Annotated in this window: 30 protein-coding genes; 14 read left to right on the top strand and 16 right to left on the bottom strand. The window is 65.2% G+C overall.

All coding sequences use genetic code 11. The features are described 5' to 3' along the window. Nucleotides 1-16: 16 nt before the first annotated feature. Nucleotides 17-184, bottom strand: a complete 168-nt coding sequence (locus tag J2R76_RS39340) for a hypothetical protein (protein WP_168857129.1) — start codon at nucleotides 182-184, stop codon at nucleotides 17-19. Here J2R76_RS39340 and J2R76_RS39335 point away from each other — a divergent pair. After that, nucleotides 183-1,106 (top strand): ketopantoate reductase family protein, encoded by a 924-nt coding sequence (locus J2R76_RS39335; protein ID WP_253625877.1) that lies wholly within the window; start codon nucleotides 183-185, stop codon nucleotides 1,104-1,106. The genes J2R76_RS39340 and J2R76_RS39335 overlap by 2 nt on opposite strands. Here J2R76_RS39335 and J2R76_RS39330 read toward each other — a convergent pair. Continuing rightward, entirely contained in the window at nucleotides 1,082-1,879 is a 798-nt protein-coding gene (locus tag J2R76_RS39330) for an IclR family transcriptional regulator (RefSeq protein WP_253625876.1), read from the bottom strand. The genes J2R76_RS39335 and J2R76_RS39330 overlap by 25 nt on opposite strands. Nucleotides 1,880-2,010: 131 nt before the next feature. Here J2R76_RS39330 and J2R76_RS39325 point away from each other — a divergent pair, with 131 nt between their 5' ends. The 7 genes from J2R76_RS39325 to J2R76_RS39295 are packed head-to-tail and all read left to right on the top strand — an operon-like array spanning nucleotide 2,011 to nucleotide 7,932. Beyond that, nucleotides 2,011-3,246, top strand: coding sequence for an ABC transporter substrate-binding protein (locus J2R76_RS39325; protein WP_375162650.1), 1,236 nt, complete (start codon nucleotides 2,011-2,013; stop codon nucleotides 3,244-3,246). A gap of 56 nt (nucleotides 3,247-3,302) precedes the next feature. Further along, on the top strand, nucleotides 3,303-4,652 hold the full coding sequence (locus J2R76_RS39320; protein ID WP_076824291.1) for an aromatic ring-hydroxylating dioxygenase subunit alpha: 1,350 nt from the start codon (nucleotides 3,303-3,305) through the stop codon (nucleotides 4,650-4,652). Then, nucleotides 4,649-5,455 carry an SDR family NAD(P)-dependent oxidoreductase gene (locus J2R76_RS39315; protein ID WP_076824289.1) on the top strand — a complete coding sequence of 269 codons (807 nt, stop codon included), beginning with the start codon at nucleotides 4,649-4,651 and terminating at the stop codon, nucleotides 5,453-5,455. The genes J2R76_RS39320 and J2R76_RS39315 overlap by 4 nt, the downstream gene beginning before the upstream one ends. Nucleotides 5,456-5,487: 32 nt before the next feature. Beyond that, the gene (locus J2R76_RS39310; protein ID WP_141341381.1) at nucleotides 5,488-6,081 is read left to right on the top strand and encodes a 3-phenylpropionate/cinnamic acid dioxygenase subunit beta; all 594 of its coding nucleotides are present in this window, start codon (nucleotides 5,488-5,490) and stop codon (nucleotides 6,079-6,081) included. A 27-nt stretch (nucleotides 6,082-6,108) separates the two neighbouring features. Next, on the top strand, nucleotides 6,109-6,303 hold the full coding sequence (locus J2R76_RS39305; protein ID WP_028342366.1) for a hypothetical protein: 195 nt from the start codon (nucleotides 6,109-6,111) through the stop codon (nucleotides 6,301-6,303). 23 nt (nucleotides 6,304-6,326) lie between these two features. Next, entirely contained in the window at nucleotides 6,327-6,722 is a 396-nt protein-coding gene (locus J2R76_RS39300; RefSeq protein ID WP_253625874.1) for a hypothetical protein, read from the top strand. Between the two features lie 10 nt (nucleotides 6,723-6,732). After that, nucleotides 6,733-7,932 carry an FAD-dependent monooxygenase gene (locus J2R76_RS39295; RefSeq protein WP_253625873.1) on the top strand — a complete coding sequence of 400 codons (1,200 nt, stop codon included), beginning with the start codon at nucleotides 6,733-6,735 and terminating at the stop codon, nucleotides 7,930-7,932. Between the two features lie 24 nt (nucleotides 7,933-7,956). Here J2R76_RS39295 and J2R76_RS39290 read toward each other — a convergent pair whose 3' ends face one another. The 4 genes from J2R76_RS39290 to J2R76_RS39275 form a co-directional block, all read right to left on the bottom strand. Continuing rightward, nucleotides 7,957-8,229: a DUF3551 domain-containing protein gene (locus tag J2R76_RS39290; protein ID WP_016844297.1), complete on the bottom strand. Its 273-nt coding sequence runs from the start codon at nucleotides 8,227-8,229 to the stop codon at nucleotides 7,957-7,959. A 115-nt stretch (nucleotides 8,230-8,344) separates the two neighbouring features. Then, nucleotides 8,345-8,617, bottom strand: a complete 273-nt coding sequence (locus J2R76_RS39285; protein WP_253625872.1) for a DUF3551 domain-containing protein — start codon at nucleotides 8,615-8,617, stop codon at nucleotides 8,345-8,347. 39 nt (nucleotides 8,618-8,656) lie between these two features. Further along, nucleotides 8,657-9,328 (bottom strand): hypothetical protein, encoded by a 672-nt coding sequence (locus tag J2R76_RS39280; protein ID WP_229190056.1) that lies wholly within the window; start codon nucleotides 9,326-9,328, stop codon nucleotides 8,657-8,659. A gap of 151 nt (nucleotides 9,329-9,479) precedes the next feature. Continuing rightward, on the bottom strand, nucleotides 9,480-10,316 hold the full coding sequence (locus J2R76_RS39275) for a hypothetical protein (protein WP_026193124.1): 837 nt from the start codon (nucleotides 10,314-10,316) through the stop codon (nucleotides 9,480-9,482). Nucleotides 10,317-10,546: 230 nt separating this feature from the next. Between J2R76_RS39275 and J2R76_RS39270 the strand changes: the two genes are divergently transcribed. From J2R76_RS39270 to J2R76_RS39260, 3 genes are all read left to right on the top strand, one after another. Beyond that, entirely contained in the window at nucleotides 10,547-10,762 is a 216-nt protein-coding gene (locus tag J2R76_RS39270; protein ID WP_016844293.1) for a hypothetical protein, read from the top strand. Between the two features lie 147 nt (nucleotides 10,763-10,909). Then, entirely contained in the window at nucleotides 10,910-11,698 is a 789-nt protein-coding gene (locus J2R76_RS39265) for an ATP-binding cassette domain-containing protein (protein WP_076824282.1), read from the top strand. Further along, the gene (locus J2R76_RS39260; RefSeq protein WP_076824280.1) at nucleotides 11,695-13,254 is read left to right on the top strand and encodes a glycine betaine ABC transporter substrate-binding protein; all 1,560 of its coding nucleotides are present in this window, start codon (nucleotides 11,695-11,697) and stop codon (nucleotides 13,252-13,254) included. Before J2R76_RS39265 ends, J2R76_RS39260 begins: the two co-directional genes overlap by 4 nt. A 99-nt stretch (nucleotides 13,255-13,353) precedes the next feature. Here the strand turns inward: J2R76_RS39260 and J2R76_RS39255 are convergent, their stop codons facing one another. Both J2R76_RS39255 and J2R76_RS39250 read right to left on the bottom strand, forming a co-directional pair. Then, entirely contained in the window at nucleotides 13,354-15,066 is a 1,713-nt protein-coding gene (locus tag J2R76_RS39255; protein ID WP_253625871.1) for a sulfatase-like hydrolase/transferase, read from the bottom strand. Nucleotides 15,067-15,237: 171 nt separating this feature from the next. Further along, on the bottom strand, nucleotides 15,238-15,945 hold the full coding sequence (locus tag J2R76_RS39250) for a TetR/AcrR family transcriptional regulator (RefSeq protein ID WP_253625870.1): 708 nt from the start codon (nucleotides 15,943-15,945) through the stop codon (nucleotides 15,238-15,240). A gap of 107 nt (nucleotides 15,946-16,052) precedes the next feature. On the opposite strand from J2R76_RS39250, the gene J2R76_RS39245 reads away from it, so the two are divergent. Next, a complete protein-coding gene (locus tag J2R76_RS39245) occupies nucleotides 16,053-16,673 on the top strand; it encodes a hypothetical protein (RefSeq protein WP_253625869.1) in 621 nt (206 codons plus the stop codon). A gap of 12 nt (nucleotides 16,674-16,685) precedes the next feature. Here the strand turns inward: J2R76_RS39245 and J2R76_RS39240 are convergent, their stop codons facing one another. Next, a complete protein-coding gene (locus J2R76_RS39240) occupies nucleotides 16,686-16,919 on the bottom strand; it encodes a hypothetical protein (protein WP_253589645.1) in 234 nt (77 codons plus the stop codon). Between the two features lie 56 nt (nucleotides 16,920-16,975). Beyond that, entirely contained in the window at nucleotides 16,976-17,314 is a 339-nt protein-coding gene (locus J2R76_RS39235; RefSeq protein ID WP_253625868.1) for a lysozyme inhibitor LprI family protein, read from the bottom strand. A 171-nt stretch (nucleotides 17,315-17,485) separates the two neighbouring features. Here J2R76_RS39235 and J2R76_RS39230 point away from each other — a divergent pair, with 171 nt between their 5' ends. Next, a complete protein-coding gene (locus tag J2R76_RS39230; RefSeq protein ID WP_253625867.1) occupies nucleotides 17,486-18,505 on the top strand; it encodes an adenylate/guanylate cyclase domain-containing protein in 1,020 nt (339 codons plus the stop codon). A 193-nt stretch (nucleotides 18,506-18,698) separates the two neighbouring features. After that, nucleotides 18,699-19,805: a DUF2336 domain-containing protein gene (locus J2R76_RS39225; protein WP_253625866.1), complete on the top strand. Its 1,107-nt coding sequence runs from the start codon at nucleotides 18,699-18,701 to the stop codon at nucleotides 19,803-19,805. Nucleotides 19,806-19,960: 155 nt separating this feature from the next. Here J2R76_RS39225 and ilvC read toward each other — a convergent pair whose 3' ends face one another. The 6 genes from ilvC to J2R76_RS39195 form a co-directional block, all read right to left on the bottom strand. Then, nucleotides 19,961-20,980, bottom strand: coding sequence for a ketol-acid reductoisomerase (gene ilvC / locus J2R76_RS39220; RefSeq protein WP_018272993.1), 1,020 nt, complete (start codon nucleotides 20,978-20,980; stop codon nucleotides 19,961-19,963). Between the two features lie 150 nt (nucleotides 20,981-21,130). Continuing rightward, nucleotides 21,131-21,739 (bottom strand): LysE family translocator, encoded by a 609-nt coding sequence (locus J2R76_RS39215; RefSeq protein WP_057015047.1) that lies wholly within the window; start codon nucleotides 21,737-21,739, stop codon nucleotides 21,131-21,133. A gap of 7 nt (nucleotides 21,740-21,746) precedes the next feature. Next, entirely contained in the window at nucleotides 21,747-22,622 is an 876-nt protein-coding gene (locus tag J2R76_RS39210) for an EamA family transporter (protein ID WP_057015046.1), read from the bottom strand. 35 nt (nucleotides 22,623-22,657) lie between these two features. Beyond that, nucleotides 22,658-23,353, bottom strand: coding sequence for a class I SAM-dependent methyltransferase (locus J2R76_RS39205; protein WP_253625865.1), 696 nt, complete (start codon nucleotides 23,351-23,353; stop codon nucleotides 22,658-22,660). Between the two features lie 3 nt (nucleotides 23,354-23,356). Continuing rightward, the gene (ilvN, locus tag J2R76_RS39200) at nucleotides 23,357-23,899 is read right to left on the bottom strand and encodes an acetolactate synthase small subunit (protein ID WP_016841057.1); all 543 of its coding nucleotides are present in this window, start codon (nucleotides 23,897-23,899) and stop codon (nucleotides 23,357-23,359) included. Between the two features lie 21 nt (nucleotides 23,900-23,920). Continuing rightward, entirely contained in the window at nucleotides 23,921-24,907 is a 987-nt protein-coding gene (locus J2R76_RS39195; RefSeq protein ID WP_253625864.1) for a threonine dehydratase, read from the bottom strand. Nucleotides 24,908-25,103 lie beyond the last annotated feature (196 nt).

Raw genomic sequence — 25,103 nt, 5'->3', positions numbered from 1 at the left:
AACTTTCCGAGATGGCTTAGCGGTTCGGGCAGGCAAGTTCAACGCAGGAAGATGGCGTAGCAAACAAGGCTGTGGTCACGCGATTTTCAGACAGGCCGGGGTTGCGCAATTGCGCAACCGGGTTGCGCATTGCGCCGACATCGTCGAGGCTGCAGCCCAAAGCGACGAACAAGGAGACAATCATGCGGATCGCAGTGGTGGGCGCCGGAGGCGTCGGGGGCGGCTTTGGTGCGGCGCTCGCGCATGCCGGCGCCGACGTCACCTTTATCGCGCGCGGCGCTCATTTGGCCGCCATGCGCAGCGAGGGGCTGAAGGTTCAGGGTGGCCGCGGCGAAACCCATCTGGTCCCGACCCAGGCGACCGACGATCCGGCAAGCGTCGGCCCGGTCGATATCGTGCTGTTCTGCGTCAAGCTGTGGGACGTCGAGAGCGCCGGCCAACACATCAGGCCGATGGTCGGCCCCGACACCGCGGTGATCCCGCTGCAGAACGGCATCGACGCGCCCGACAGGCTGGTCCCGATCCTGGGACGCAACGCGGTGATGGGCGGCGTGGCACAGATCTCGGCCTCGATCATCAAGCCTGGCGTCATCAACCAGGTCGGCACCTTCATGCGCATGATCTTCGGTGAGCTCGACGGCCGCATCACGCCGCGCGGCAAGGCGCTGCTCGATCTCTGCCTGAAGGCCGGCTTCGACGCGACCTTGAGCGAGCAGATCAACACCGAGCTCTGGATGAAGTTCGTCGGCCTCGCCACCAATGCCGGCATGACCGCGGTCACCAGGCTGCCGATCGGCAAGCTGCGCGACGATCCCGATTTGCGCCCGCTCTTCGTATCGGCTTGCGAGGAGATCATCGCCATCGCGCACGCCAACGGCATCAGGCTGCCGCCGCATGCGCTGACGAAAGTGCTCGACTTCATCGGACACGCGCCGCCGGCGATGAAGGCCTCGATGGCGCTCGATCTCGAGCGTGGCAACCGGCTCGAACTGCCGTGGCTGAACGGCAAGGTGGTCGAGCTCGGCCGCAAGCTCGGCGTCCCGACGCCGACGCACGACATGCTCTATGCGGTGTTGAAGCCCTATGCGATGGGCGCGCCGTCCTGATAGCCCAGCAGAACCGAAATCTGCCGCCCGGCCTCGCGCACCAGCTTTGAATATTCCAATAGCTTCCGCTCGTCGATGCGCGCGCTCGGTCCGTAGAGGCCGACCGAACCGACCACCTCGCCGCGGTGATCGAAACACGGCGCGGAGACGGCGACCGCGCCGGCGAAGATCTCGCCATGGCTGGTCGCATAGCCGTTGCGCCGCGCAAAGGTCAGCGCGTCCTCGAGCCGCGCACGGTCCGCGCTCTTTGCAATGCTGGCAAGAAGCGCGGCCTGCCGCTTCGGGTCCATGAAGGCCAGCATCGCCTTGCCGGTCGATCCCTGGATCAGGCTCAGACTGTGGCCGACGCCGCGGCTGATCGAGAGCACGTGACGGCTCTCGCATTCGAGGATGCAGATGCCGCGATCGTCCTGCTCGCGGAACAACGCTGCGGTCTCGCCGGTCGCCTCGCGCAGGCCTTCGACGACCGGGCGCGCGATCGCGACCACCTCGAGACCCTTCAGCCAGACATGGGCCAGCTTCATCACGCCGTGCGACAACCGGAAACGCTGCGGGTCGCCTTCGGCCTGGATCAGGTCGCGCTGCGCCAGCGTCTGCAGCAGGCGATAGAGCGTCGGCCGGCTCAGCCCGACCCGCTTCTGGATCTCGATCACGCTCATCGCCGGCTGATCCGGCCTGAAGCATTGCAGGATCGCGATCGCGCGGTCGACCGCCCGCACGCCTGACGCCCCCTGCTCCGCGTCCAGAACCTCCGCCTTCGGTTTCTTTGCCATCCGTCCACATCCGCAAAATCGGCAGGGGCGCGCTGCATCCAGCGCGCTTGACCAAGCGGCCCGCGCGGATAGTATCGCAAATTATGAGAATAATGTCCACTAGATGGACATGCGAAAAATCGACGGGAGGATTGGAATTGCTGGAGACAAACACCTCGCGCAGATGGGCCGCCGCCGCGATCGCCACGCTGATGCTCACAGCGCCGCTGGCGTACGCCGCACCCGACGGCTCAGGCATCTCGGACGGCGTAGTGCGGATTGCGGTGCTGGGTGACTACGGCAGCGGCCGCGATCTCGGCGGGCCGGGCTCGGTGACCGCCGCCAAGCTTGCCGCTGAGGATTTTCACAACAAGGTGCTGGGCAAGCCGATCGAGATCATCTCGGCGGATCACCAGAACAAGCCGGACGTCGCGGTCGGAATCGCGCGGCAATGGTTCGACGTCGAGCATGTCGACGCGGTGACCGATCTCGCCGTGAGCTCGGTCGGACTCGCCGTCGCCGGCCTTGCAACGCAGAGCAACCGCACCGCGCTGGTCTCGGGCGCCGCGACGTCCGATTTGACCGGCGACAAATGCTCGCCCGTCGTCACGCATTGGGCCGACGACACCTACGCACTGTCGGCCGGCCTGGTCGGCGAGCTGAGCCGCCGCGTCGGCAAGGAATGGTTCTTCGTCGCGGTCGATTACTCGTTCGGCACCGCGATGGTGAAGGACGCCTCGCGCGCGGTGACCGATACGGGCGGCAAGGTGCTCGGCGCGGTGCGTTATCCCTTCAACACCACCGACTTCTCATCCTTTTTGCTGGCCGCGCAGAGCTCCGGCGCCAAGGTGGTGGCGCTGGCCGGCACCGGCGCCGACACCGTCAACGCGGTGAAGCAGACCCACGAATTCGGCCTGCAACAGGGCGGGCAGACCATCGTCGGCATGCTGACCTTCATCTCCGACGTCCATTCGATCGGCCTGCGCGACGCGCAGGGCATGTACATCGCGTCCCAATACTACTGGGATGATGACGACGGCACCCGCGCCTTCGCCAAGCGCTTCATCGAGATCGAGAAGCGTGAACCGACCAAATTGCAGGCCGCGACCTACGCCGCCGTGCGCCACTATCTGAAGGCGATCGAGGCCGGCGGCAGCGACGAGGCGAAGGCGGTGAACGTCGAGATGCGCAAGCTGCCGGTCGATTTCTTCGGCCGCCCCGCGCACATCCGCAAGGACGGCCGCGTCGTCTACGACCTCTCGCTCTACCGCGTGAAGAAGCCGGATGAGAGCAAATATCCCTGGGACTACTACCAGAAGATCGCGGCCATCCCCGGCGACAAGGCCTTCCGCCCGGAGGGAACGGGCGGCTGCAAGCTCGACAAGTAGGACGCACCATTATCGCCGCGACGCGCGGTCGCGCATGCAAGATCAAGGAGGAGCCGATGCCGCTTCGCAACGATTTCGATCAGCTTGTTGACGTCAAGGGTGGCTTCATCAGCCGCGAGATCTTCGTGGATGCCGATATCTATCGGCAGGAGCTCGACAAGGTCTTCACCCGCGCCTGGCTGCTGGTCGGCCACGAAAGCCTGGTGCCCAATCCCGGCGACTTCTACACCTCGCGGATGGGCGAGGAATCCGTCATCCTCTGCCGCGACAAGAAAGGCGATATCCACGTCTTTCTGAATTCGTGCCGGCACCGCGGCATGAAGGTGTGCCGCTACGAGCAGGGCAACACGTCGTTGTTCACCTGCCCCTATCACAGCTGGACCTACACCACCGACGGCAAGCTGCAGGGCGTTCCGCTGCACCGGACGCTGTATGACGGGGTGCTCGACCGCGAGGCCAACTCGCTGGTCTCGGTGGCGAAGCTCTGCAACTACAAGGGCTCGATCTGGGCGACCTGGGACAAGGACGCGCCCGACTTCATCACCTATCTCGGCGATGCCAAGATCCATCTCGACCAGGCGCTCGACTGCCGCGACGGCCGCGAGGGCGGCTCCGAGGTGATCGGCGTCCACAAATGGGTATTCCCCGCCAACTGGAAATTCGCCGCCGAGAATTTCCTCGGCGACACCTATCACAACCCGAGCCATCGCTCGGTCGACCTGATCGGCATCGGGCCGAGCGCTGCCGCCGGCAAGAAGGGTCGCCGCGACGACGAGCTGGAGAAGGCGCAGCACGTCTGGATCAGCTTTCCGGAAGGCCATGGCGTGCACAGCGCGATCCAGCCGGAGGCCAATGAATACATCGAGTCCTTCCTCGACAACCCGATCCTCGAAAAATACTTCCGGCACTGTTTCGAGGAGCGCAAGCGGCGGCTCGGCGAAGGGGCGCGGCTGCTGCCGTTCGTCGGCACGATCTTCCCCAACACCTCCTATCACGGCCGTCAGCCGCGCGGACTTTGCGCCTGGCATCCGCACAGCCCGACCTCGACCGAAGGCTGGCGCTTCTTCCTGGTCGACAAGGACGCGCCGAACGAAGCCAAGGAATATCTGCGCCGCTACTACATGCGCTACTCCGGCCCCGCCGGCATGACCGAACAGGACGACATGGAGAACTGGCTCTATGCGACCGCGGCGAGCACCGGCACGGTGGCGCGGCGCTATCCCTTCAACTATCAGCAGTCGATGGGCGCCTACGTCACCGATCATCCGCTCGGCGGCGATGTCTCCACGCAAGTCACTGAGCAGATCGCGCGCGGCTTCTATCGCCGCTGGACCACCTACATGCAGGGCGGCGACTGGCACGAACTGCTCGGATCACCCGCCGGCAACCGGCAGGCGGCAGAATGAGCGCGCCCGCAAAAACCGTCCTCGTCAGCGGGGGCACCTTCGGCATCGGCCGCGCGATCACGCTCGGCCTCGCGCGGCGCGGCCACGCGGTGGTCGCCTTCGGTCTCGAGGCGGCGCAGGTCTCGAGTACCGCGCAGAACGCCATTCCGGCCCTGCGCGACGAGCTTGATCGCGAAGGCCTCTCCGCCGAACTGATGGAAGCCGACGTATCGCGGGCCGGCGATGTCGCCAAGGTGGTCGCCCACACGATGGCGCGGTTCGGGCGCATCGACGGCGTCGTCAACAACGCCGCGATCGGCCCGCTCGGCACAGTGCTCGACACCGACGAGGCGCTGTTCGACCGGATCATCGCCGTCAATCTGAAAGGACCGTATCTGACTAGCCGCGCCGCGATCCCGCACATGATCGCGCAAGGCGGCGGCTCGATCGTCAACATCGGATCCGGCGCCGGCTGGGGCAAGCCGAACATGGCGGTCTACAGCGCGAGCAAGGGCGGCGTTGTCGCGCTGAGCGCAGCGATGGCCTACGACTTCTTCCACCAACGCATTCGCGTCAACACCGTGATTCCCGGCGGCGGCGGCATCGTCAGCGGCATGAGCCTCGGTCGTGTCGGCGGCGATGCGGCGCGTTTCGGCAAGGGCGCGCCGGGCACCGCCGCGGGCCGCGTCGCCGCCGGTGACGACATCGCCAATGTGGTCGCCTTCCTGCTGTCGCCGGAAGCCGAAACGCTGTCCGGCACCGTGATCGATGTCGGCTGCTTCGCCCAGCAGGGCGGACCGATCCCGCCCAAGCCGGCGCTCTGACAACCCCTGCGATGCCTGATGAGGAGATAGCGATGACGACGACCGTTCAGGATCAGGACCAACAACAACACGCCGGCAACGCCGCGATCGAGCGATCGGCGGCCTACTACCGGCTGAAGGCCGATGTCGAGGATTTCTACTACCACGAGGCCGATTTGCTCGACGACCGTCGCTTCCGCGACTGGCTCGAGCTACTCACCGACGACATCAGCTATTTCATGCCGATCCGCCGCAACGTGAAGTTCGGCCAGCAAGCTGCGCGCGAGAATACCAAACGCGGCGAAGGCATCAGCTGGTTCGACGAGGACAAATGGACATTGACCAAACGGGTCGAGCAGATCCTGACCGGGGTGCACTATGCCGAGGAGCCGCTGTCGCGCATCACGCACATGGTCAGCAATGTGCAGATCAAGGGCGCGCGGCCGGATATCGAGGCGGCGCGCGAGCTCGACGTCACCAGCCGCTTCCTCGTCTACCAGAACCGCGTCGAGTACGAGACCTACATCTTCGTCGGCCGCCGCAACGACGCGCTGCGCTTGACCGACACTGGCTGGAAGATCGCGCGGCGCGAGATATTGCTTGAACAGAGTATCCTGCTGGCCAAGAATCTCACGACGTTCTTTTGAGCGCGTCCAAGGATTGCAAGGGTAGCGATGATTGACGTGATGGCGATCAAGGTGGGGACGCGGCTGAAACTGGAGGCCGGCGTCGTCGCCGAAGTGGTGGAGAACATGGACGATGGCCAGTGGCTGCAGGTGCGCTATCTGGAGTGCCCTGCCCGGCCCGCCGACGTTGGCACGGTGGAGCTGTGCCACGCCCAGGACGTCATCAAGGTGCTCAGCGAGTAGTCCCAGTCAACGGACCGACGATCATGCTGCGATTTGAATACATGCCGAGCGATTTTCATCCGCTGTTCCTGTTCCTCGGCGAATCTGCCGATCTCGCCGCCCTGGCAATGCTGCTGCGGCGCTTTGCCGAGGACCCGCAGACCATTGCCGTCGCGGAGCGGATTCCCGGCGCCGTCTCGCGCGACGCGCTGGTGCTGGCGCCTGCCAACGACGAATTCGGCATGCGCGATCTCGGCGGCCGCTTTGCCTGGAAACTGACCGATTGGCAGGCGGAGCGGATCGCCGAGCGCATCGAGCTGTTAACCCCTGAGGATAACAAGTCCGGCTCGGAGATCGTCGAGATCGGCAGCGTCGGCGAGATCCCGGTCAAGCTGTCGCGCGGCGAATTCACCGACGACTTCCTGATCACGCGCAGATAGCGGAGTTCGCGTGAGTACACACCGCAGGCCAAAGGTCCTGATTGCCGGCGCCGGGATCGGCGGCCTTGTCGCCGGATTGTCGCTGCTGCAGCGTGCCATCGAGGTCGAGATCTTCGAGCAGGCGTCCGAGCTGCGCGAGCTCGGCGCCGGTGTCCAGCTCAGCGCCAACGGCACACGCGTCCTGATCGCGCTCGGGCTTGAGCAAGAGATGCAGGCGATCGCCTGCGAGCCCTCGGGCAAGGAGATCAGGCTGTTCAGCACCGGGAGGACCTGGAAACTATTCGACCTCGGCGCCTCCTCGCGCGTGATCTATGGCGCGCCCTACTGGATGGTGCATCGCGGCGACTTTCACCGCGTGCTGGTCGACGCATTCACGGCTCGGGCGCCGGGGCGCCTGCATCTCGGCAGCCGCTGCACCGGATTTGACCAGGACGACGACGGCATCTGGCTGCACCTTGCCAATGGCGAGCGTCGGCGCGGCGACGTCGTGGTCGGCGCCGACGGCGTGCACTCCGAAATTCGCCGGCAGATCGGCGGCGACACCAAACCGTTCTTCTCGGGCGTGGCCGCCTGGCGCGGCCTGGTGCCGATGGAACGGCTACCGGCGAGCCTGCAACGGGACGTCGGCACCAACTGGATCGGCCCGGGCGGCCACGTCATCACCTATCCGGTTCGCCGCGGCGAGCTGTTGAACTTCGTCGGCATCTTCGAGGGTGAGAGCTGGTCGGTCGAATCGTGGACCGAACGCGGCACGCGCGAGGCCTGCAGCGGAGCCTTTGCCGGATGGAATCCGCAGATCCACACCATTATCGCGAGCCTCGATATTCCCTACAAATGGGCGCTGCTCGGCCGCGACCCGCTCGATCGCTTCGTCGTCGGGCGCGCCTGCCTGCTCGGCGACGCCGCGCACCCGACGCTGCCGTTCCTGGCCCAGGGCGCCAACATGGCGATCGAGGACGGCATGGTGCTGGCGCGCTGTCTTGAAGGCTTCCCGCCCGAGGAAGCGCTGCAGCGCTACCAGACCGCACGGCTGACGCGGACGAACGCGATCGTGGTGAAGTCGGCCGAGAATGCCAGGCGCTTCCATAATCCCGCGCTTGCCGACGCCGAAGGCGCCGACGCCTATGTCTCGCGCGAATGGCAGCCGGACCGGGTGCGCGAGCGCTATGATTGGCTGTTCACCTACAATGCCTTGCGTGTGCCATTTTGACGGGACGAGTTTCGCGGGCCCGCCTCACTGAACGGGATGGCGTCCGCGGCGCACCGGACGTTCCGGCGGTGGTGGCGGAGGAGCGAAGAAGGGATTGACGATGCACATCGCAGAGAGACCCGATGCGGTCGCCTGACACTGCGGGATCGAGGTGTAGCTGCAATCGATGTGGTCTCCGGCCATCGGCCCGTTATAGAGATGCAAACAGACCGGATAGTTCGGATCATAGGCCTGTCCGGCGGCAGGTCGGGCCAGCGCGACCGCGAACGCAGCGATCGCGAAAAGTTTCAGGCGCATCGGATTCTCCTTATTGCTCGGACCGTTTCCTCACAACTGCCGGAGTTAGTCAACCGCACTGGGGACACGACGGCCATACAGTCTTGAGCGACGGCAGGCGGCAAGCCTGAGCGCGCTAGTTGGCGGACTGGCGTTGTCGCTGCCCCGGTTGCTTTGGCGGCTTTTTCGGACCTTTGTAGAACGGATTGACCGAACACGTCGCGGAGCGCCCCGAGGCCGTCGCCTGACACTGCGGAAGCGACGTGTAGCTGCAATCGATATACTCGGGCGTCAGCCTGCCGCCATAGACTTCCAGGCACACTGGATAGTTCGGATCGTACATCTGTGCGGCGGCGGGCCCGGCGATGCAAACGCCGACGGCGGCGATGATGATGAGTTTCAAACGCATCGAATTCTCCTCAAGCCTCGTCCGGAACGCAGGGCCCGGCTATCGTTGCTCGTCGGCCGGCTTGCCGTCGCCCTCACCGAGGCAGCGGATCATGAAGGCCGTCGTGTCCCGCGGCAGCACTTGCGCGGCGCGCGCCTTGAGACGGCATTCGAGCTGCGCGATCTGGCGCGCCCGCTGCCGTTCGGACGGCAGCGTCGATTGCCGCAACCGCCGCAACGTCATCGGCGAGCCGTCCGACTCGAAGCTCAGCTCGTATTTCTTGCCGTTCTGGTCGGTGGCGGCGCAGGTGATGGTGGACACCTGCCGCGTGATGAAGCTTCCGACCTGACGGCATGAGCCCGTCGACATCTCGACCAGCGGCACCGGCAGACCATCCACCCGCGGGCGGTCGCTCGACTTCAGCAACATGCGGTCGACCGCGAGCTCGAACAGATTGTCCTGGGTGCGCTCGGTGCTCTCGCCGGAGAACGAGATGATGTGGCTCTTGTCGGCGGGATCGTCGAGCACCACGGTGAATTCGGAACGGCCGCGCAGGGTGTGGAAATAGGCGACCGCCTTGCAGGTGTAGCTGCGGCCGGCGACGGTGACGTTGCGGCAAGTGCCGGACATCAACGCGTACAGATCGACGTCGTAGACCGGACCGGCGGCAACGGCGAGCGCCGGCCAGCAGAGGACGGCAGCCGCAATCAATTGAGCGAAACGGGAGATCATGCTGAAACGGTCGAAAACACGGTCGCTGGAGGGATCCATGGCGCAAGGTCGCTGATTTCCATGGACTGTGCAACGACGAAGCAGGCCTAAATGTGGACACCACGCGAACGGCTGGGGAACGCAGCACAATCCGTGCTGAAAGGCCGCGGCGTCAGATTTGCGGGCCGGACAGCGTCACCTCGCGCTCGGCGCGGAACACGTTGCTATAGAGGTTCGCGATCCACTGGCGGCCGCTTGCCGTCATGTTCAGGCAGTTGATGGCGCCCTGAATGTGCGGCGCAACCATGTTCCAGTAGAATTGCGGATAGCGGTCGACGATATCGGCCGGCGACTCATAGCCGAGCTGGCGGTTGATGCCGACCTCCTCGAACTCGTGATAGAGCGCGTTGGCCTTCCTGATATAGTTGGGATCGCCGAGCTGACCGATGAAATCGGCCGCCCGGACGATCGACGCCTCATCGTCATATTGCTGGCCTTCGGGCGCCGGAAACCGCGTACCCTCGATGTTGCGCGCGACGCGCTCGCGATCGAGTGGAAGGACGGCCTCGAGCCTGTCGAGCACATAAAGCTTCGAGCGGTCGACATGATACGGCATCAGGCCGGCATCCGACGAGCCACGCGGCAGCACCACCTTGTTGCCGGAGGCATCGATGACGTAGCCATCGGGTCCATCGCCTTTCAAAAGACCGCGCACATAGCCGATGTCGTGAGTGAGGCAGGCGATGATGGTGTGGGTGTAATCTTCGGCGGTGACGTGGGTGTGCAGCGCGCGGCCGCGGATGATGTCATGCCCGGCGAGCGTGACCAGCATCGTGTGCTCGACATTGTGGTAGAGCGCGTCGCTGTTGCCGATGCATTCCAGCGCGATGCGCGCGGCGGCCGGCAGGAGTTCGCCGAAGCGCGCCTGCGAAGCGCCGAAGGTGCGGCTGACATGCGTGGCGAGAAACTTCTCCAAAGCACCTGCCGCCAACTCAGGTAACGTCATCATCGATGCAGCCCCCGACCGCGCAACGTTCCTCGCTCGCCCCGATCTCACGCCGTAGTTGGGCAGCGACTATAGCGTATCTACGGGCGTGCGGCTACGCGCTGACGGGCGTGACGATTCGCTCCGGCCGTACTTTCCCGGTCTTGTCGGCTGCGACGCCAGAGCTGCTGATAGTGGCATGAACCCTGCATGATTCGGGTCAGACCGGGTTAACCCCACTGATATAGGCCGTCATGCTCGTTACGCTCGTCGCCATCCTCTGCAATGCTCAACTCTGCATGGAAAAGGTCGTCACCACGAGTGACCAATCCGGCATCACCATGGGCGCCTGCGCAGTGAATGCGCAGATCGGCATCGCCGATTGGCTCGCCAAGGGGCCGTATCACGAATGGCACCTGCAGAGCTATAAATGCATCATGGGCAAGTACGTACCCAAGAACGAAGTGTGATGTGTGCTCACAGCCCCGGACGGGGCTGATCCGCTTCGACCGGAACAGCCTGCGAAACCACCGCGCAGGCGCCCGTACCTCGAGTCAAAGTCCAATTTATGGGCTATCACTGTCGTTAACGACGGTGAGACATGAGGTCGCCCTGGAATGCCCGCAACGCCGCTGATTGCCTATGCGCATGTCGGCAAGAGTTTTGACAGTGGTCGCGTGGTGGCGGTCGACGACGTCTCGCTTGACGTGGCCGAGGGTGAATTCCTGGCGATCGTCGGCGGCTCGGGCTCCGGCAAGACGACGCTGCTGAGGCTCGCCAATCGCCTGATCGAAGCCGACCACGGCCGGATCGCGGTCGAGGGTGAGGATGTCAGCCGCATCGACCCGATCCTGCTGCGGCGCCGCATCGGCTATGTCTTCCAGAGCGGTGGGCTGTTTCCGCATCTGTCCGTCGCCGACAACATCGGCATCACGCCACATCTGCTCGGCTGGACGCAGGCGGAGATCTCGGCGCGGGTCGATGAACTGCTCGACCTTGTGCGGCTCGACAACTCACAATATCGCGAGCGTTTGCCGCACGAGCTCTCCGGCGGCCAGCGTCAACGCATAGGCGTCGCGCGTGCGCTGGCTGCGAAGCCGCGCATCGTGCTGATGGACGAGCCGTTCGGCGCGCTTGATCCCCTCACCCGCGACGCGCTCGGCGACGATTATCGAACGCTGCACCGCGAGCTCGGCCTGACCACGGTCATGATCACCCACGACATGACCGAGGCGTTGCTGCTGGCCGATCGTGTCGCGGTGATGCGCGGCGGCAGGCTGCTGGCCCAGGGCACGCCGGCGGAGCTCTCGGCCAGCACCGACGGCTATGTCGGCGAACTGATGCGCACGCCGCGGCGGCAGGCGGAACGCCTGGGCGCTTTGCTGCCGCGGGGCGACACGGCATGACTCTATCGGCCGATCCGCGCTGGAGCGAGGCGCTTTCCCATCTGCCCGACTATCTCGGCAATCATGTGCGGGTCAGCGTCGCCGCGCTGGCGCTCGGGCTCCTGATCAGCCTGCCGCTTGCGATCATCGCGCGTAACCGGCCGGTGCTGCGCACGACGTTGCTCGGGCTTGCCAGCATCGTGCAGACCGTGCCCGGTCTCGCGCTGCTCGCATTGTTCTATCCGCTGCTGCTGGCGCTCGCCGCGTTGACCGCAGCGTGGCTCGGCTTCAGCTTCTCCGCCTTCGGCTTCCTGCCCGCCGTGCTGGCGCTCGCGCTCTATTCGATGCTGCCGGTGTTGCGCAACACCATCACCGGCCTGTCCGGGGTCGATCCGGCGGTGCTGGAAGCCGCCCAGGGCGTCGGCATGACGCCGCGGCAATCGCTCACCATGGTCGAGCTGCCGCTGGCGCTGCCGGTGATGATGGCCGGGATCCGCACCGCGGCGGTATGGGTAATCGGCACCGCCACCTTGTCGACGCCGATCGGCCAGACCAGCCTCGGCAACTACATCTTCGCGGGATTGCAGACCCAGAACTGGGTGTTCGTGCTGTTCGGCTGTTTCGCTGCGGCCGTGCTCGCGCTTGTGGTTGACCAATTGCTGGCGCTGATCGAGAACGGCCTGCGGAATCGCAGCCGCATCCGGACGGCACTCGGCGGGCTCGGTATTGCCGCCTTGATCGCGGCGACGGTGGTGCCCGCGATCGCGCGCCCGCATGCGGGCATCGTGGTCGGCGCCAAGACTTTTACCGAGCAATATGTGCTGTCGGCGTTGATCGCGCAGCGGCTACAGGCGGCGGGCCTTCCGGCCACGACCCGCGCCGGCCTCGGCTCCAACGTGATCTTCGACGCGCTCGCGGCCGGCGATATCGATGTCTATGTCGACTATTCCGGAACGCTGTGGGCCAACCAGTTCCACCACACCGACATCAAGCCCCGCGCCGAGCTGTTGGGCGAATTGCAGACAACGCTGGCGAAGCAAGACATCACGCTGTTCGGCGAGCTCGGCTTCGAGAATGCCTATACGCTGGTGATGCCGAGGAAGCGCGCCGAAGAGCTCGGCATCCATTCGATCGCCGACCTCGCGTCACGCGCGGCGACGATGTCGATCGCCGGAGACTATGAATTCTTCTCGCGGCCGGAATGGACCGGCATCCAGAAGGCTTATGGGCTGACGTTCCGCGCCCAGCGTCAGATGCAGCCGGATTTCATGTATGCGGCGGTTGCCTCCGGCGAGGTCGACGTGATCGCGGGCTACACCAGCGACGGATTGATCGCGAAATACGATCTTGTCACGCTCGAGGACAACAGGCACGCCATCCCGCCCTATGACGCCATCGTCCTGCTGTCGCCAAAGCGGCGCGACGACGAGGCGCTCAAGGCGGCGCTGCGGCCGCTGCTCGGCAAGATCGATATCGCCGGGATGCGCGAGGCGAATTTGCGCGCGTCGGGCAACGACGCATCATCGTCGCCCGACGCCGTGGCGCGCTGGCTGTGGGGGAAGGTCGGCGGAAAATAGCCTCTCGCCTTCATTGCGAGCGAAGCGCAGCAATCCACCTCTCCGCATGCGAGGAAAGATTGATTGCTTCGTCGCTACGCTCCTCGCAATGACGACGTCTCACAATCCCTTGATGATCCCCGCGTCGATCAACAGGCGATTGAAGCGGCGTGCTTCTGCGCCGTCCTTGCAGGAATAGAATGCGCCGTTGCAGCGAAGCATGATCGCCTTCTGCTCCTCGAACGACGGGTCGAGCGGAATGCCCGCGGCTTCCTGAATCACCAGCGGCAGATAGGCGGCGTCGATCGTGTCCATCACCGCCGGGCTCTTCACGGGTTCGAAGTTGACGGCGTCGATCGCATAGTAGGTCGCGTAATAGCGCGGATCGTAATCCATCAGCTTCTTGCCGATGCCGGCCTCGTCGAGATCGGGATCGAGCAGCTGCGGCGAGAATTCCGGCTGATGATCGCCGTAACGCACGATCAGGAAAGGCTGCGCCGGAAACTTCTTCTTCAGCGCCGCGACGAAGCCCGCATAGTCGCCAGCGCTCATCGCCTGCCGGCGCAGATATTCGTCGACCGCGGGCGCATTGCCCGGCCGCTTCCACGACGGCAGCAACTCGGGACGGAATTTGGTTTCCCAGGGGAAATGATTGGCGGCGAGATAGACGAAGGCGAACAGCGGCGTGCCTGACGTCTTCTGCTCGGCCATCAGCTTCAGCGCCTTGTCGTAGAAGAAGCTGTCGGGCTCGACATCCTTCGCATGCAGGTCATGCGCGTCGTAGAAGCGCTGGATGCCGGTCGTGGTCTGGAAGTTGCGCGCGCTCATGAAGGCGCCGAATGCGGGATAGAGCGAGAGCGTGTCGTAGCCGCAGCGGCGCAGCGCCAACGGCAGGCCGCGCTCCACGCGCCCCGATGCGATGCGGGTGACGAAATAGGAGAACCGGCCGAACGAGCGCGAGGACAATCCCGCAAGCACGTTGTACTCGGTGAACCAGCTCGGCCCGCCATTGCTCTCGGCAAGGAATTTGCGCGCGACGCCGTCGTAGGACTTGAACTGGCTGCCATAGCCCGGCGGCACCTTGACGCCGGAGGCGGCGCGGATGTCGAAACTCGATTCATCATGGATCATGATGATGTTCGGCCGCCGCCCGGCGGGATGACAGGCATCGACCAGGGGCATCTTGAGCTGATCGCTCGCGGTCGGATCCGACTCCATAAAGCCGTAGGCGACGAAATCGGACACGGCCGTGACGCCGGAGCGCGCGAACTTCGAGAGGTAGCCGTCGTCGTAATAGCCGCGCCAGGCTTCATCCGGCCAGGCGAAGGCATAACCCGAGAGCGCCGCGGTGCAGGCGAGGCAGGCCGCCGCAGCCGGCAGCCGGCGAATGCGGAACGGATCGAGCCACCACAGCGCGTACATCAGGGGCAGCGTGACGAGGCCGGCGCCGATGATCGACCAGCGCAGGCTCGGGAAGATCGTCAGCAGGAACGCCGCGGTGTCGCGGTCGATCACCATCAGGTCGACGAAGTTCGCGGTCATCTGCACCACGTCGTGCTTGAAGCGCGACAGCAGCACCAAGACCACGACCAGTGTCAGCGACAGCGCGCCCGACAGCGCCGGCCGGCGCAGCAGCGCGATGAACAGGAAGTTCAGGATTCCCCAGGTGAGCAGGAAGCAAAGCCGCGAGCCGAAATCGGTCTCGGTGCGCAGCATCAGAATCAGCGCGCCGAAATGCGGTGCCGCGACCGCCATCAACCGCCAGATGCCAAGCGCGGCAAGACCGCCGGCCAGTGCGGCAACGGAGGAGTTCTGCTGAGGCGCGGGCGCCATGGGCGGGACGCAATACAACCCGGCGCAATGCCACCGCCTTGACTGGCAACGGCCAGGAGGCATGCGGCACAGCCGGTGTCTGGGCCGCGTCACAAAACCGTAATTGAATCGTCATGAACGCGCAATGAATTTGCCTGCCCAAGCCTAGCCGCGGCAGGCAGTGCGCGTGCCTTAAACTTTGGCGGCCGGCGCGGCGTGGCTCGCGATACCCGCGATGAAGAGATCGACGATGTCGGCAGCCATCTGCTCGACCTCCGCATCGCCGACACCCCAGCGCGGCAAATGACCGTCGATGTGCATCCGCGCGAAGCCATAGACCAGCGCGCGGCCGGCGATCTGGACCTGCCTGAGGTCGCGCGTCCCGAGTTGGCCAGCTGAAAATGCCTCCGCCAGCGTGCGCTCGGTCATGCCGATCAACTCGGCATTGTCGCCGGAGACGGCGGCCGAGCGGTCGTGGTCGAAGAAGCGGCGGCTGGAGATGATCTCGAAATGGGTCGGGTTCTTCATCGCCCAGCGCAGATAGGCGATCCCGAGATGGCGGAAGCGGCCGAGCGGATCACCTGACGGCGCCTCGGCCAACGCCGCCTCGATCTCGGCGCGAAAGCGGCGTTGCGCCTCCTCCGCCACCGCATTCATCAGCGCGTCCCGGCTCGGGAAATGCCGGAACGGCGCGCCCGGCGAGACCCCGGCGCGGCGCGCGGCCTCGCGGACGCTGACCGCCTCCGGCCCGCCCTCGCCGACCAGTTGCATGGCGGCATCGATCAGGACCCGGCGGAGATCGCCGTGGTGATACGGCCTGGCCGCCTGCGCCCGCGTCGCGACCGGACGCGGCTTGGCGGGCCGGCGGCCGGTGGGCGGGCTTTTGGCGGGGCGGCGCATGGCGATCCTCTAGCATCACCCGCTTGTGAATGTAAGCGATGATTACACGGATTGACCGCGCGCGGACACGAAATGTAACTGGTGATTACATAAACGGGAGGCGGGATATGGCGACGCATCGCAGCTGGTTCGAGGGCTGGCGGCTGTTTGGCCTGCTCACGCTCACCCTGATCGGGCTTTCGATCTGGATCGCCGCCATGCGGCAGTTCGAGGTCGAGGGCGTGCGGATGGTGATCCGCTTCACGGCGCGGACCTCGCTCTTGTTCTTCTGCCTCGCCTTCTCGGCGGCGGCGCTGGCGCGGCTGTGGCCGAACGCCTGGACGCACTGGCAGCGCCGCAACCGCCGTTATTTGGGCGTCACCTTCGCGGCCTCGCACGCCATCCATGCGGTCGCGATCGCAGCCTTCGCGATGCTCGATCCGCCCGGCTTTGCGGCCGCGACCTCGATTGTCTCCTACATCTTCGGCGGTATCGGCTATCTCGCCATCATCGCGCTGACCGCGACTTCGTTCGATCGCACGGCTGCACTGCTCGGCCCGCGCGCCTGGCGCAGGCTGCATCTGATCGGCGGCTATTATCTGCTGCTGCAGTTCATGGTCTCGTTCGGCAAGCGGATTCCCGAGATGCCGCTCTATGCGCTATTCCTCGTGCCGCTCGCCGTGGTGTTCGCGCTCAGGATGATCAGCATGGCCGGCCGGCCCGCGCCACGTCAGGCGCAGGCGAGCTGAGATCAAGTCGCCTCACACGAGGTGAAACTTGCGGCCGAGCTGGCGATGAACCGACAGCACCGCGCGGTCGACGTCGCTGATCAGGCTGTCGCCGAGCACGACGTTCGGAATCTCCCAGTTGCGTCCGATCTGCGCATCGGGCAGCGCGGCAACCGCCGGCACGCGCGCGGTCTCGCAGCCGGGCTGGGCGCGCAACGCCTCATCCGCAAGCCGGGTCAATTCGTCCTGGCTCTTTCCATCAGTCATGACCTCGGTCCTGACTCCGGAAGATGGCTCACTGATGGCCAAGATTCTCCAGTTCCTTAGCGCGGGGCTTCGGTCATGCTGCGCATGCATTCACCGGCATCGAGCCGGGCGATAGTGCCCTCGCCGAGGTCGTAATACAGGCAGTTGGCGTCACGATACTGGATCCATAGCCGTTGCGCGGTGCGCAGCTGTTCGCGCTGCTTGTCGTCGGCGGCATCCTTCAACGCCTTCTGGTAGGCGACGTTCATCCGCTTGTCCCACTGCGCGGTCTTGGCCTTGAGGCATTCGACCATCTGGTAGGTGCCGCCGTCGCAGGATGGCTCGCCAACGCTCTGATCGCCGGCGCGGGCAACCGGCGGGGTGAAGGCGATGAAGACGGCCGTCAGAACGGCCATGAGCCTGCACGCGCCTGTGGTGACAGCCGATGTCATGCCACTTTCCCTGTTCGATCGATCCTGTCGTCGCAGCATACATGAGTGCCGCCGCGATGCATCCCGTCCACCGCCGGTCGCGCCGCAGCTGGCCTTCCCGGTCCGCGCAGGATATTTCATATGCATGGAGGGACCATGCGGCGCGCCGTGACGCCTGTGATCGTCTTGGCGGTGTTCGGCCTGCTCGTCGGTGGGCTGTTTCGCTATGCGTTCGATGAGTCCGATGAGGCCTCCGTCTCGAACTATGTGCGCAGCGCCCTCGACGGCGCAGCCCTCACGGTGATCGTCTGGGCGACGCATCTCTATCTGGCCGCACGTGGTGGCTGGCTGCGACGGCAATCACTCATCGTCGAGCTGATCGGCCGCTCTGTGATCCTCGCCGTCACCGTTGCGGCCGCCGCGATCGTGCTGGAAATCGTGCTTTACGGGCATGGGCTCGAAGCCAAGTGGATGCGCGAAACTTTCCTGAAGATCATTGGCGTCGGCCTGCTGCTGTCGATCCCGATCACGACGATCTACGAGCTGGTCCGGATGATCGGCGGGCACACGCTGCTCAGCATCGTGCTCGGACGCTATCGGCAGCCGGTGCGCGAGGAGCGCGTGCTGCTGTTCCTCGACCTGGTCGGCTCGACGACGCTAGCGGAGTCGATGGGCGAGCTGCGCGTGCAGGAATTGCTGACGCGCTTCTTCTTCGACATCGACGAGCCGATCGTGTCGCACGGCGGCGAAGTCCACGCCTATGTCGGCGACGAAGTGATCGTCACCTGGCCGGCCAATGCCGACGGGCGATCGCGGCGGTATCTCGATTGCGTGTTCGCGATCGAGGATCGCCTCGCCAAGCGGGCCGATCAATATCGCAAGGAGTTCGGCGTGGTGCCCGCGTTTCGAGCCGGGATGCATGCCGGTCCGGTCGTCATCGCGGAATGCGGGGACTCGCGGCGACAGATCGCCTATTTCGGCGACACCGTGAACGTCACGGCGCGGCTGCAGGAGCATTGCAAGGAGGCCGGCCGTCCGCTGCTGGTATCGGGCGACTTGCTGCGCCTGCTGCCGCCGGACCGGGATTTGGTCGTCGAGCCGCTCGGCTCGACGCAATTGCGCGGACGTGCCGCCTCGATCGACATCTTTTCCGTCGCGCGGCGCGTATCGTCCTAAACGATCTCTTAAAATGCACCGGCATCAGCTTCCGCCGAGCCGAAAGCGCGCATTGAATCGAGTCCGGTCGCAGCCTGTTAAGGATGCGACGCACACCGTATTTGCACCGGGTTCCACCTTAACGCAGGTGTAAGACCGCGCCCCGCATGGTGTGCAGACAGGTGTCATTCAACAAAAACAAGGTTGCCCATCGATGGCGCAACAGGCGTCACAATCGATTATTGCCGAACTCGAGGATGCGGTCCGGGACGGGACATCGGCCAAGCGTGTGCAGACGCTGCGGCAGGTCACCGATCTGTTCCTGAACGACGGCGACCGCCTCAACGATGAACAGGTCAAGGTGTTCGACGACGTGCTCTGCCTCTTGGTCGCGCGCGTCGAGACCCGTGCGCGGGCCGAGCTCAGCAAGCGGCTCGCCCCGCTCGACTATGCGCCGTTCGAGGTGATTCAGCACCTCGCCTGGGACGACGACATCAGCGTCGCCGGCGACGTGCTGACCCACTCCAGCCGCCTTTCGAACGACGCCCTGCGCGAGATCGCGAGCAGCAAGGGCCAGGACCACCTGTTCGCGATCTCCGCGCGGGAAAACCTGCCGCCTTCCGTCACCGACGTGATCATCGACCGCGGCGAGGACAAGGTGATCCGGCGTCTCGCCAAGAACGCCGGCGCGCAGTTCTCCGACAACGGCTATTCCAGCATCGTCGCCCGCGCCGAAGGCGACGACGAGCTGGTCGAGATCCTCGGGCTGCGCATCGACATTCCGGCCAAGCTGCTGCGCGACCTGCTGCAGCGCGCCAAGGATACGGTGCGCGCCCGCCTGCTCTCGATCGCGTCGCCCAGGGCGCGCGAGGAGATCAGCCAGGTGCTGAACGACATCGCCCAGGAAGAGGCCGCGGCGCCGCGCCGCAACTACGGCATCGCCGAAGAGCTGGTCAAGCTGATGAAGCAGCTGAACGAGCTCGACGATGCGGCCGTCTACAAATTCGCCGAAGGGGGCAAGCTCGACGAGGTCACGGTCGCGCTTGCCGTGCTCAACGACATGCCGATCGCGATGATCGAACGCCTGATGCTCGGCCTCCGCTCCGACCTGATCCTGATCCCGTGCCGCTCGGCGCGGCTCAACTGGCCGACGGTCGAAAGCATCCTGCGCAACCGGCCGCTGCCGCTGCCGCTCGACAATGCGACGCTCGAGATCGCGCAGCGCGATTACCGCCGGCTCTCGCTGGAAACCGCGCAGCGCACGGTGCGGTTCTGGCAGCTGCACAACAGGATCGAGAAGCAGCCGATGGCGGCCGGCTAGGCCTCCGCGCCTCTACGACAAAGACAAAGGGTGGGCAACGTGCCCACCCTTTTTCATCACAGCGTCATTCCGGGGCGCCTCGAAGAGGCGGACCCGGAATCTCGAGATTCCGGGCTCGGTCCTGCGGACCGCCCCGGAATGACAGGCCTCGCCTGTCAGTTCTTGCTCTTGTCGACGAGCGCGCCCTTCTTGATCCAGGGCATCATGTCGCGCAGCTTGGCACCGACTTCCTCGATCGGGTGTGCGGCGAGCTTGGCACGGGTCGCCTTGAACGAGGTCTGGTTGACCTTGTTCTCCAGCATCCAGTCGCGGGCGAACTTGCCGCCCTGGATGTCGGCCAGCACGCGCTTCATTTCGGCCTTGGTCTCGGCCGTGACGATGCGCGGACCGGTGACGTACTCGCCGTATTCGGCGGTGTTGGAGATCGAGTAGTTCATGTTGGCGATGCCGCCTTCATAGATCAGGTCGACGATCAGCTTCACTTCATGCAGGCACTCGAAATAGGCCATCTCGGGTGCGTAGCCGGCCTCGACCAGGGTTTCGTAGCCGCCCTTGATCAACTCGACCAGGCCGCCGCAGAGCACCACCTGCTCGCCGAACAGGTCGGTCTCGCACTCTTCCTTGAAGGTGGTCTCGATGATGCCGGCGCGGCCGCCGCCGATCGCCGAGGCATAGCTGAGCCCGAGGTCATGGGCGTTGCCCGACGAATCCTTGGCGATCGCGATCAGGCAGGGCACGCCGCCGCCGCGCTGGTATTCCGAGCGCACGGTGTGGCCGGGGCCCTTCGGCGCGATCATCAGCACGTCGAGGTCGGCGCGCGGATCGAGCAGGTTGAAGTGCACGTTGAGGCCGTGGGCGAACACGAGCGCCGCGCCCTTCTTCATGTTGTCGTGCAGGTGCTCGCGATAGATGTCGCCCTGCAGCTCGTCCGGGGTCAGCATCATGACGAGGTCGGCCCACTTGGCGGCTTCGGCGACTTCCATCACCTTGAAGCCGGCGTTCTCGGCCTTCTTGGCCGAGGCCGAACCCTTGCGCAGCGCAATCGCCACTTCCTTGACGCCCGAATCCTTCAGGTTCAGCGCGTGGGCGTGGCCCTGGCTGCCGTAGCCGACGATGGCGACCTTCTTGCCCTTGATCAGGTTCAGGTCGGCATCGCGATCGTAGTAAACTCGCATCGTGGTTTCCTCGTTTGAAGGGGGCCAAAATCGGCCGATGAATCAGGCTTTCGGAAGGTCAGAACCGCCGGGCGCCCGCGAATTTCCGGCGTTGTCTAGAGCATTTTCCCCCTCAGGGGAAACCCTCATCTCGCATGGCGCGGTGCGGCATCATGCGTCCATGAAGACCGGGTAGAGCGAGGCCAGCAGCAGGATGGCCATCACCACATTGAAGGCGCGGATCGCCCGGGGCGAGGTCAGTATCGGCCGCAGGGCGGTCCCGAACAGCGCCCAGACGACGCAGGACACCGTGCCCAGGATCAGGCTCAGGCCGACCTGGATCGCGATGTTCCAGGGAAAGGCGGCAATTGCCGCATAGGCCGTGATGGTGCCGATCACCATCACCCAGCCCTTGGCATTGATCCACTGGAACATGGCGGCGCCCCAGAACGTCATCGGGCCGCGGCCGCCCCTGTCGTCCTTGTCCGCCGAGGGCGGCTCGGCCATGGCGATGACGGCGGCGAGATAGATCAGGTAGGCGACGCCGCCATATTTCAGGATCGTCTGCAGCACCGGATAGGCGATGAAGACGGTCCCCAGCCCGACGCCGACCGCGCCGACCATGAAGGCGAAGCCGACCGTGATGCCGGCGATGTGGGGCACTGTACGGCGGAAGCCGTAGGTCAGCCCCGACGACAGCAGCATGATGTTGTTGGGGCCCGGCGTGAAGAACATCACGACCGCGAACACGACAAAGGCGAACAGCAGCGAATTCGACATGGTGCCCTCACGCGACTTTCGGCAGAGCTTTTGGCCGCTTCGACAGCAGCATCACGGCGATGCCGGCGATCACGGTGACCATGCCGGCCAGCCGCAGCGGCCCGAATGTCTCGCCGAACACGATGCTCGACGCGGCGGAGCCGACGAACGGCACCAGCAGCGCGAACGGCACCACCTGCGCCGCCGGATAATCCCGCAGCAGCCGGCCCCACAGCCAGTAGGCGATGCTGGTCGAGATGCCGCCGAGGCAGAGCATGCAGACGAGCCCGGTCAGCGACATGTGGGTCAGCGCATGCCAGGTCGGCTGCGGGCCGTTCGTGATCAAGGTCAGCACCGCGAGCGGCACCGCGGCTGACAGGCACAGCCAGGCGAACAGATCGAACATCGGCGCGCCGTTCGCCTGCCGCAGGAGAAGATTGCCGATCGCGAAGCTGATCGGGCAGATCATGATGATCGCGAACGCGGCGACGCTGAAGTCGTAGCCGACCGTCCCGCAGATCATCAGCAGGCCGAGCGCGGCGATCGCGATGCCGATTGCCTGGCTCCGTGTCGGGATTTCCCCGAAGGCCAGGGCGGCGAAGGCGATGGTGAAAAGCGCCTGGCTCTGCACGATCACGCTGGAAAGCCCGACGGGAACGCCATGCGCGATCGCAAAGGCCTGTGCGAGGAACTGGCCGAGGAACAGCGTTGAGCTGATCGCGATCAGAAGCGGCCAGGAAACGCCGGGCTTGCGCAGGAACAGGCACGGCAGCGCGGCGATGGCGAAGCGCAGCGTCGTCATCAGCTCCGGCGAGAACTCATCGAGCGCGATCCGGCTTGCGACGAACGCAAGCCCCCAGATCACCGCGACCATGACGGCGATGCCAACATCGGCCGGCTTCATTGTTGTTCTTCTTGTGCTTCCGTTTCGGTCGGGATCTAGATCTGTTCGTCGGGCTTCGGTTTACGCAGCAGATAGGTGCCGTGCAGCGGCGCGTGGTAATCAACGGAGACCAGCGTGAAACCGGTCTCGGTCAGCATGCGCTCCATCACCCAGCCGAAGGTCGAGTATTCGTCGCGCATATGGGTGATCACGCTTTCGCGCTCGAAGCCGTGATTCTTGATCGAGAAGTCGGCCCATCCTTCGACATCGCGATCGACACCGTCGGGCATGCCGACGAACACCATGTCGCGCAGGTAGAAGTTCGCGCCGGGCTTCAACGCGTTGAAGATTCGCGACAGCGCCACCGCCTTCCAGAAGTCCGGCAGATGGTGCAACGTGAACTCGCTGACGATGAGGTCGTAGGAATTCGGTTGGTAGGCGAACGACAGCAGGCCGGCCGGCTGGGTCCGGATCTTCGCCTTGCGGTCGCGCGCATAGATTTCGGCAAGCCCGATCATCGCCGGCGAGATGTCGATGGCGTCGACCTCGGCGCCCATCAACGCCGCCTCGGTGGCCAGCACGCCGTTGCCGCAGCCGATATCGGCGATCCGCCAGCCCGGCTTGACGCCGAGCATGGTCAGCGCCTGGCGGGCACGGACATCGCTGTCCTCGCTGACGTCATAGATCGAGGCCACCGCGGTATCGAGACCGAGCTGCCGCCGTTGCGTATAGTACCAGTCGCGCGCCAACATGACTCACATCCCTTCCGGCCCACGCGTGATCGCGGCCACCCCGGTTCGTGACACTTCGACCAGGCCCAGCGGACGCATCAGGTCGATGAACTGACTGATCTTGGACGAATTGCCCGTGATCTCGAACACGAAGCTCTCGGTCGTGGCGTCGATCACCCGGGCGCGGAACGCGTCCGCCAGCCGCAGCGCCTCGACGCGGTGATCGCCACCGCCCCGCACCTTGACCATCGCAAGCTCGCGCTCGATCGAGCTGCCGGTCAGCGTCATGTCGACGACGCGGTAGACCGGGATCATGCGGTCGAGCTGATGCTTGATCTGCTGGATCACCATCGGCGTGCCGGTGGTGACGATCGTGATCCGCGAGAGATGTTTCTGGCTCTCGGTCTCCGAGACGGTGAGACTCTCGATGTTGTAGCCGCGGCCGGAGAACAGGCCGATCACGCGCGCGAGCACGCCGGGCTCGTTCTGCACGAGCACGGACAAAGTATGCGTCTCGTTGGGATCGTGACGCTCTTCGAGGAAATAGGCGGATGCGGGCTGGTTCATGGTCGTCCCCTTACATTCTGTTCACGCCACCGCCCGCTCGGCGGCCGGCGCAGCATCCGTTCCGATCCAGGTCCGGAACAGATCGAAATCGATATTGCCGCCGCTCAGGATCAGGCCGACCCGCTTGCCGGCGAGCCTGCTCTTTTCCTGCAGCGCGGCCGCGAGCGCCGCAGCGCCCGCGCCCTCGGCGAGATTGTGGGTGTCGGTCCAGTAGGCGCGGATCGCCTGCCCGACCTCGTCGTCGCTGACCTGCACGATGCGGGAGGCACGCTTGCGGATCAGCGCGAACGCATCCGCGTCCGGAATCCGCGTCGCCATGCCGTCGGCAAGGGTGTTGCTGGACTCGGTGGTGACGATCTTTCCGGCCGCAAACGACAGCGCATAGGACGGCGCCTCGGTCGACTGCACGCCGACGATCTCGGTCTTCAGCCCAAGCAGGTCGCGCGCCATGATGCAGCCGCAGATGCCGGAGCCCTGCCCGATCGGCACATAGAGAATGTCGAGATCGGGCGCGGTACGGAACAGTTCGAGCGCGTAGGTCGCGACACCCAGCACGAGGTCCGGGTGGAACGACGGCACCATGTGCAGGCCGGCGAATTGGGCGCGGCGCTCGGCCTCTTCCCGCGCGGCCTGGAAGTCGTCGCCGTGCTCGACAAGCTCGGCCCCGAACGCGTGCATGGCGCGGTTCTTCTCGACCGAGTTGCCGCGCGGCACGTAGATTGTCGCCGACACGCCCTGACGCCCTGCCGCGAACGCCAGGCTCTGGCCATGATTGCCGCGCGTCGCCGAGATGATGCCGGGAACGTCGGGCCGCTCGCGCTTCAGCCGTTCGAGATAGACCAGGCCGCCGCGCACCTTGAAGGCGCCGGTCGGCGTGTGGTTCTCATGCTTGACCACGACCTCGGTGCCGAGCCGCTCCGCCAGCAGCGGCCAGGCGTGCGCCGGCGTCGCCGGCACTGCGGTGCCGACGATCCGGTGCGCGCGCTCGAGCTCGTTGAGGTCAAACATGGGAGCCGCCCTCCATCCGAGCGCGCGATAAGTTCCGTCTCCCCGCTCTTTGCGGGGAGAGGGTTGGGGTGAGGGGCTGCTTCCAGAGCAATGGTGAGAGACGGATTCGCGGAGACTCCCCCTCAGCCGGATTGCGCTTGCGCGCAATCTGACCTCTCCCCGCAAGCGGGGCGAGGTGAAAAGAGAGTGCTCCACG

Origin of the sequence: Bradyrhizobium sp. USDA 4532 (assembly GCF_024171315.1) — a bacterium.
GTDB lineage: Bacteria > Pseudomonadota > Alphaproteobacteria > Rhizobiales > Xanthobacteraceae > Bradyrhizobium > Bradyrhizobium australafricanum.
The sequence above is the reverse complement of the archived record's forward strand: the minus strand, read 5'-3'. Positions and strand labels throughout refer to the sequence as shown.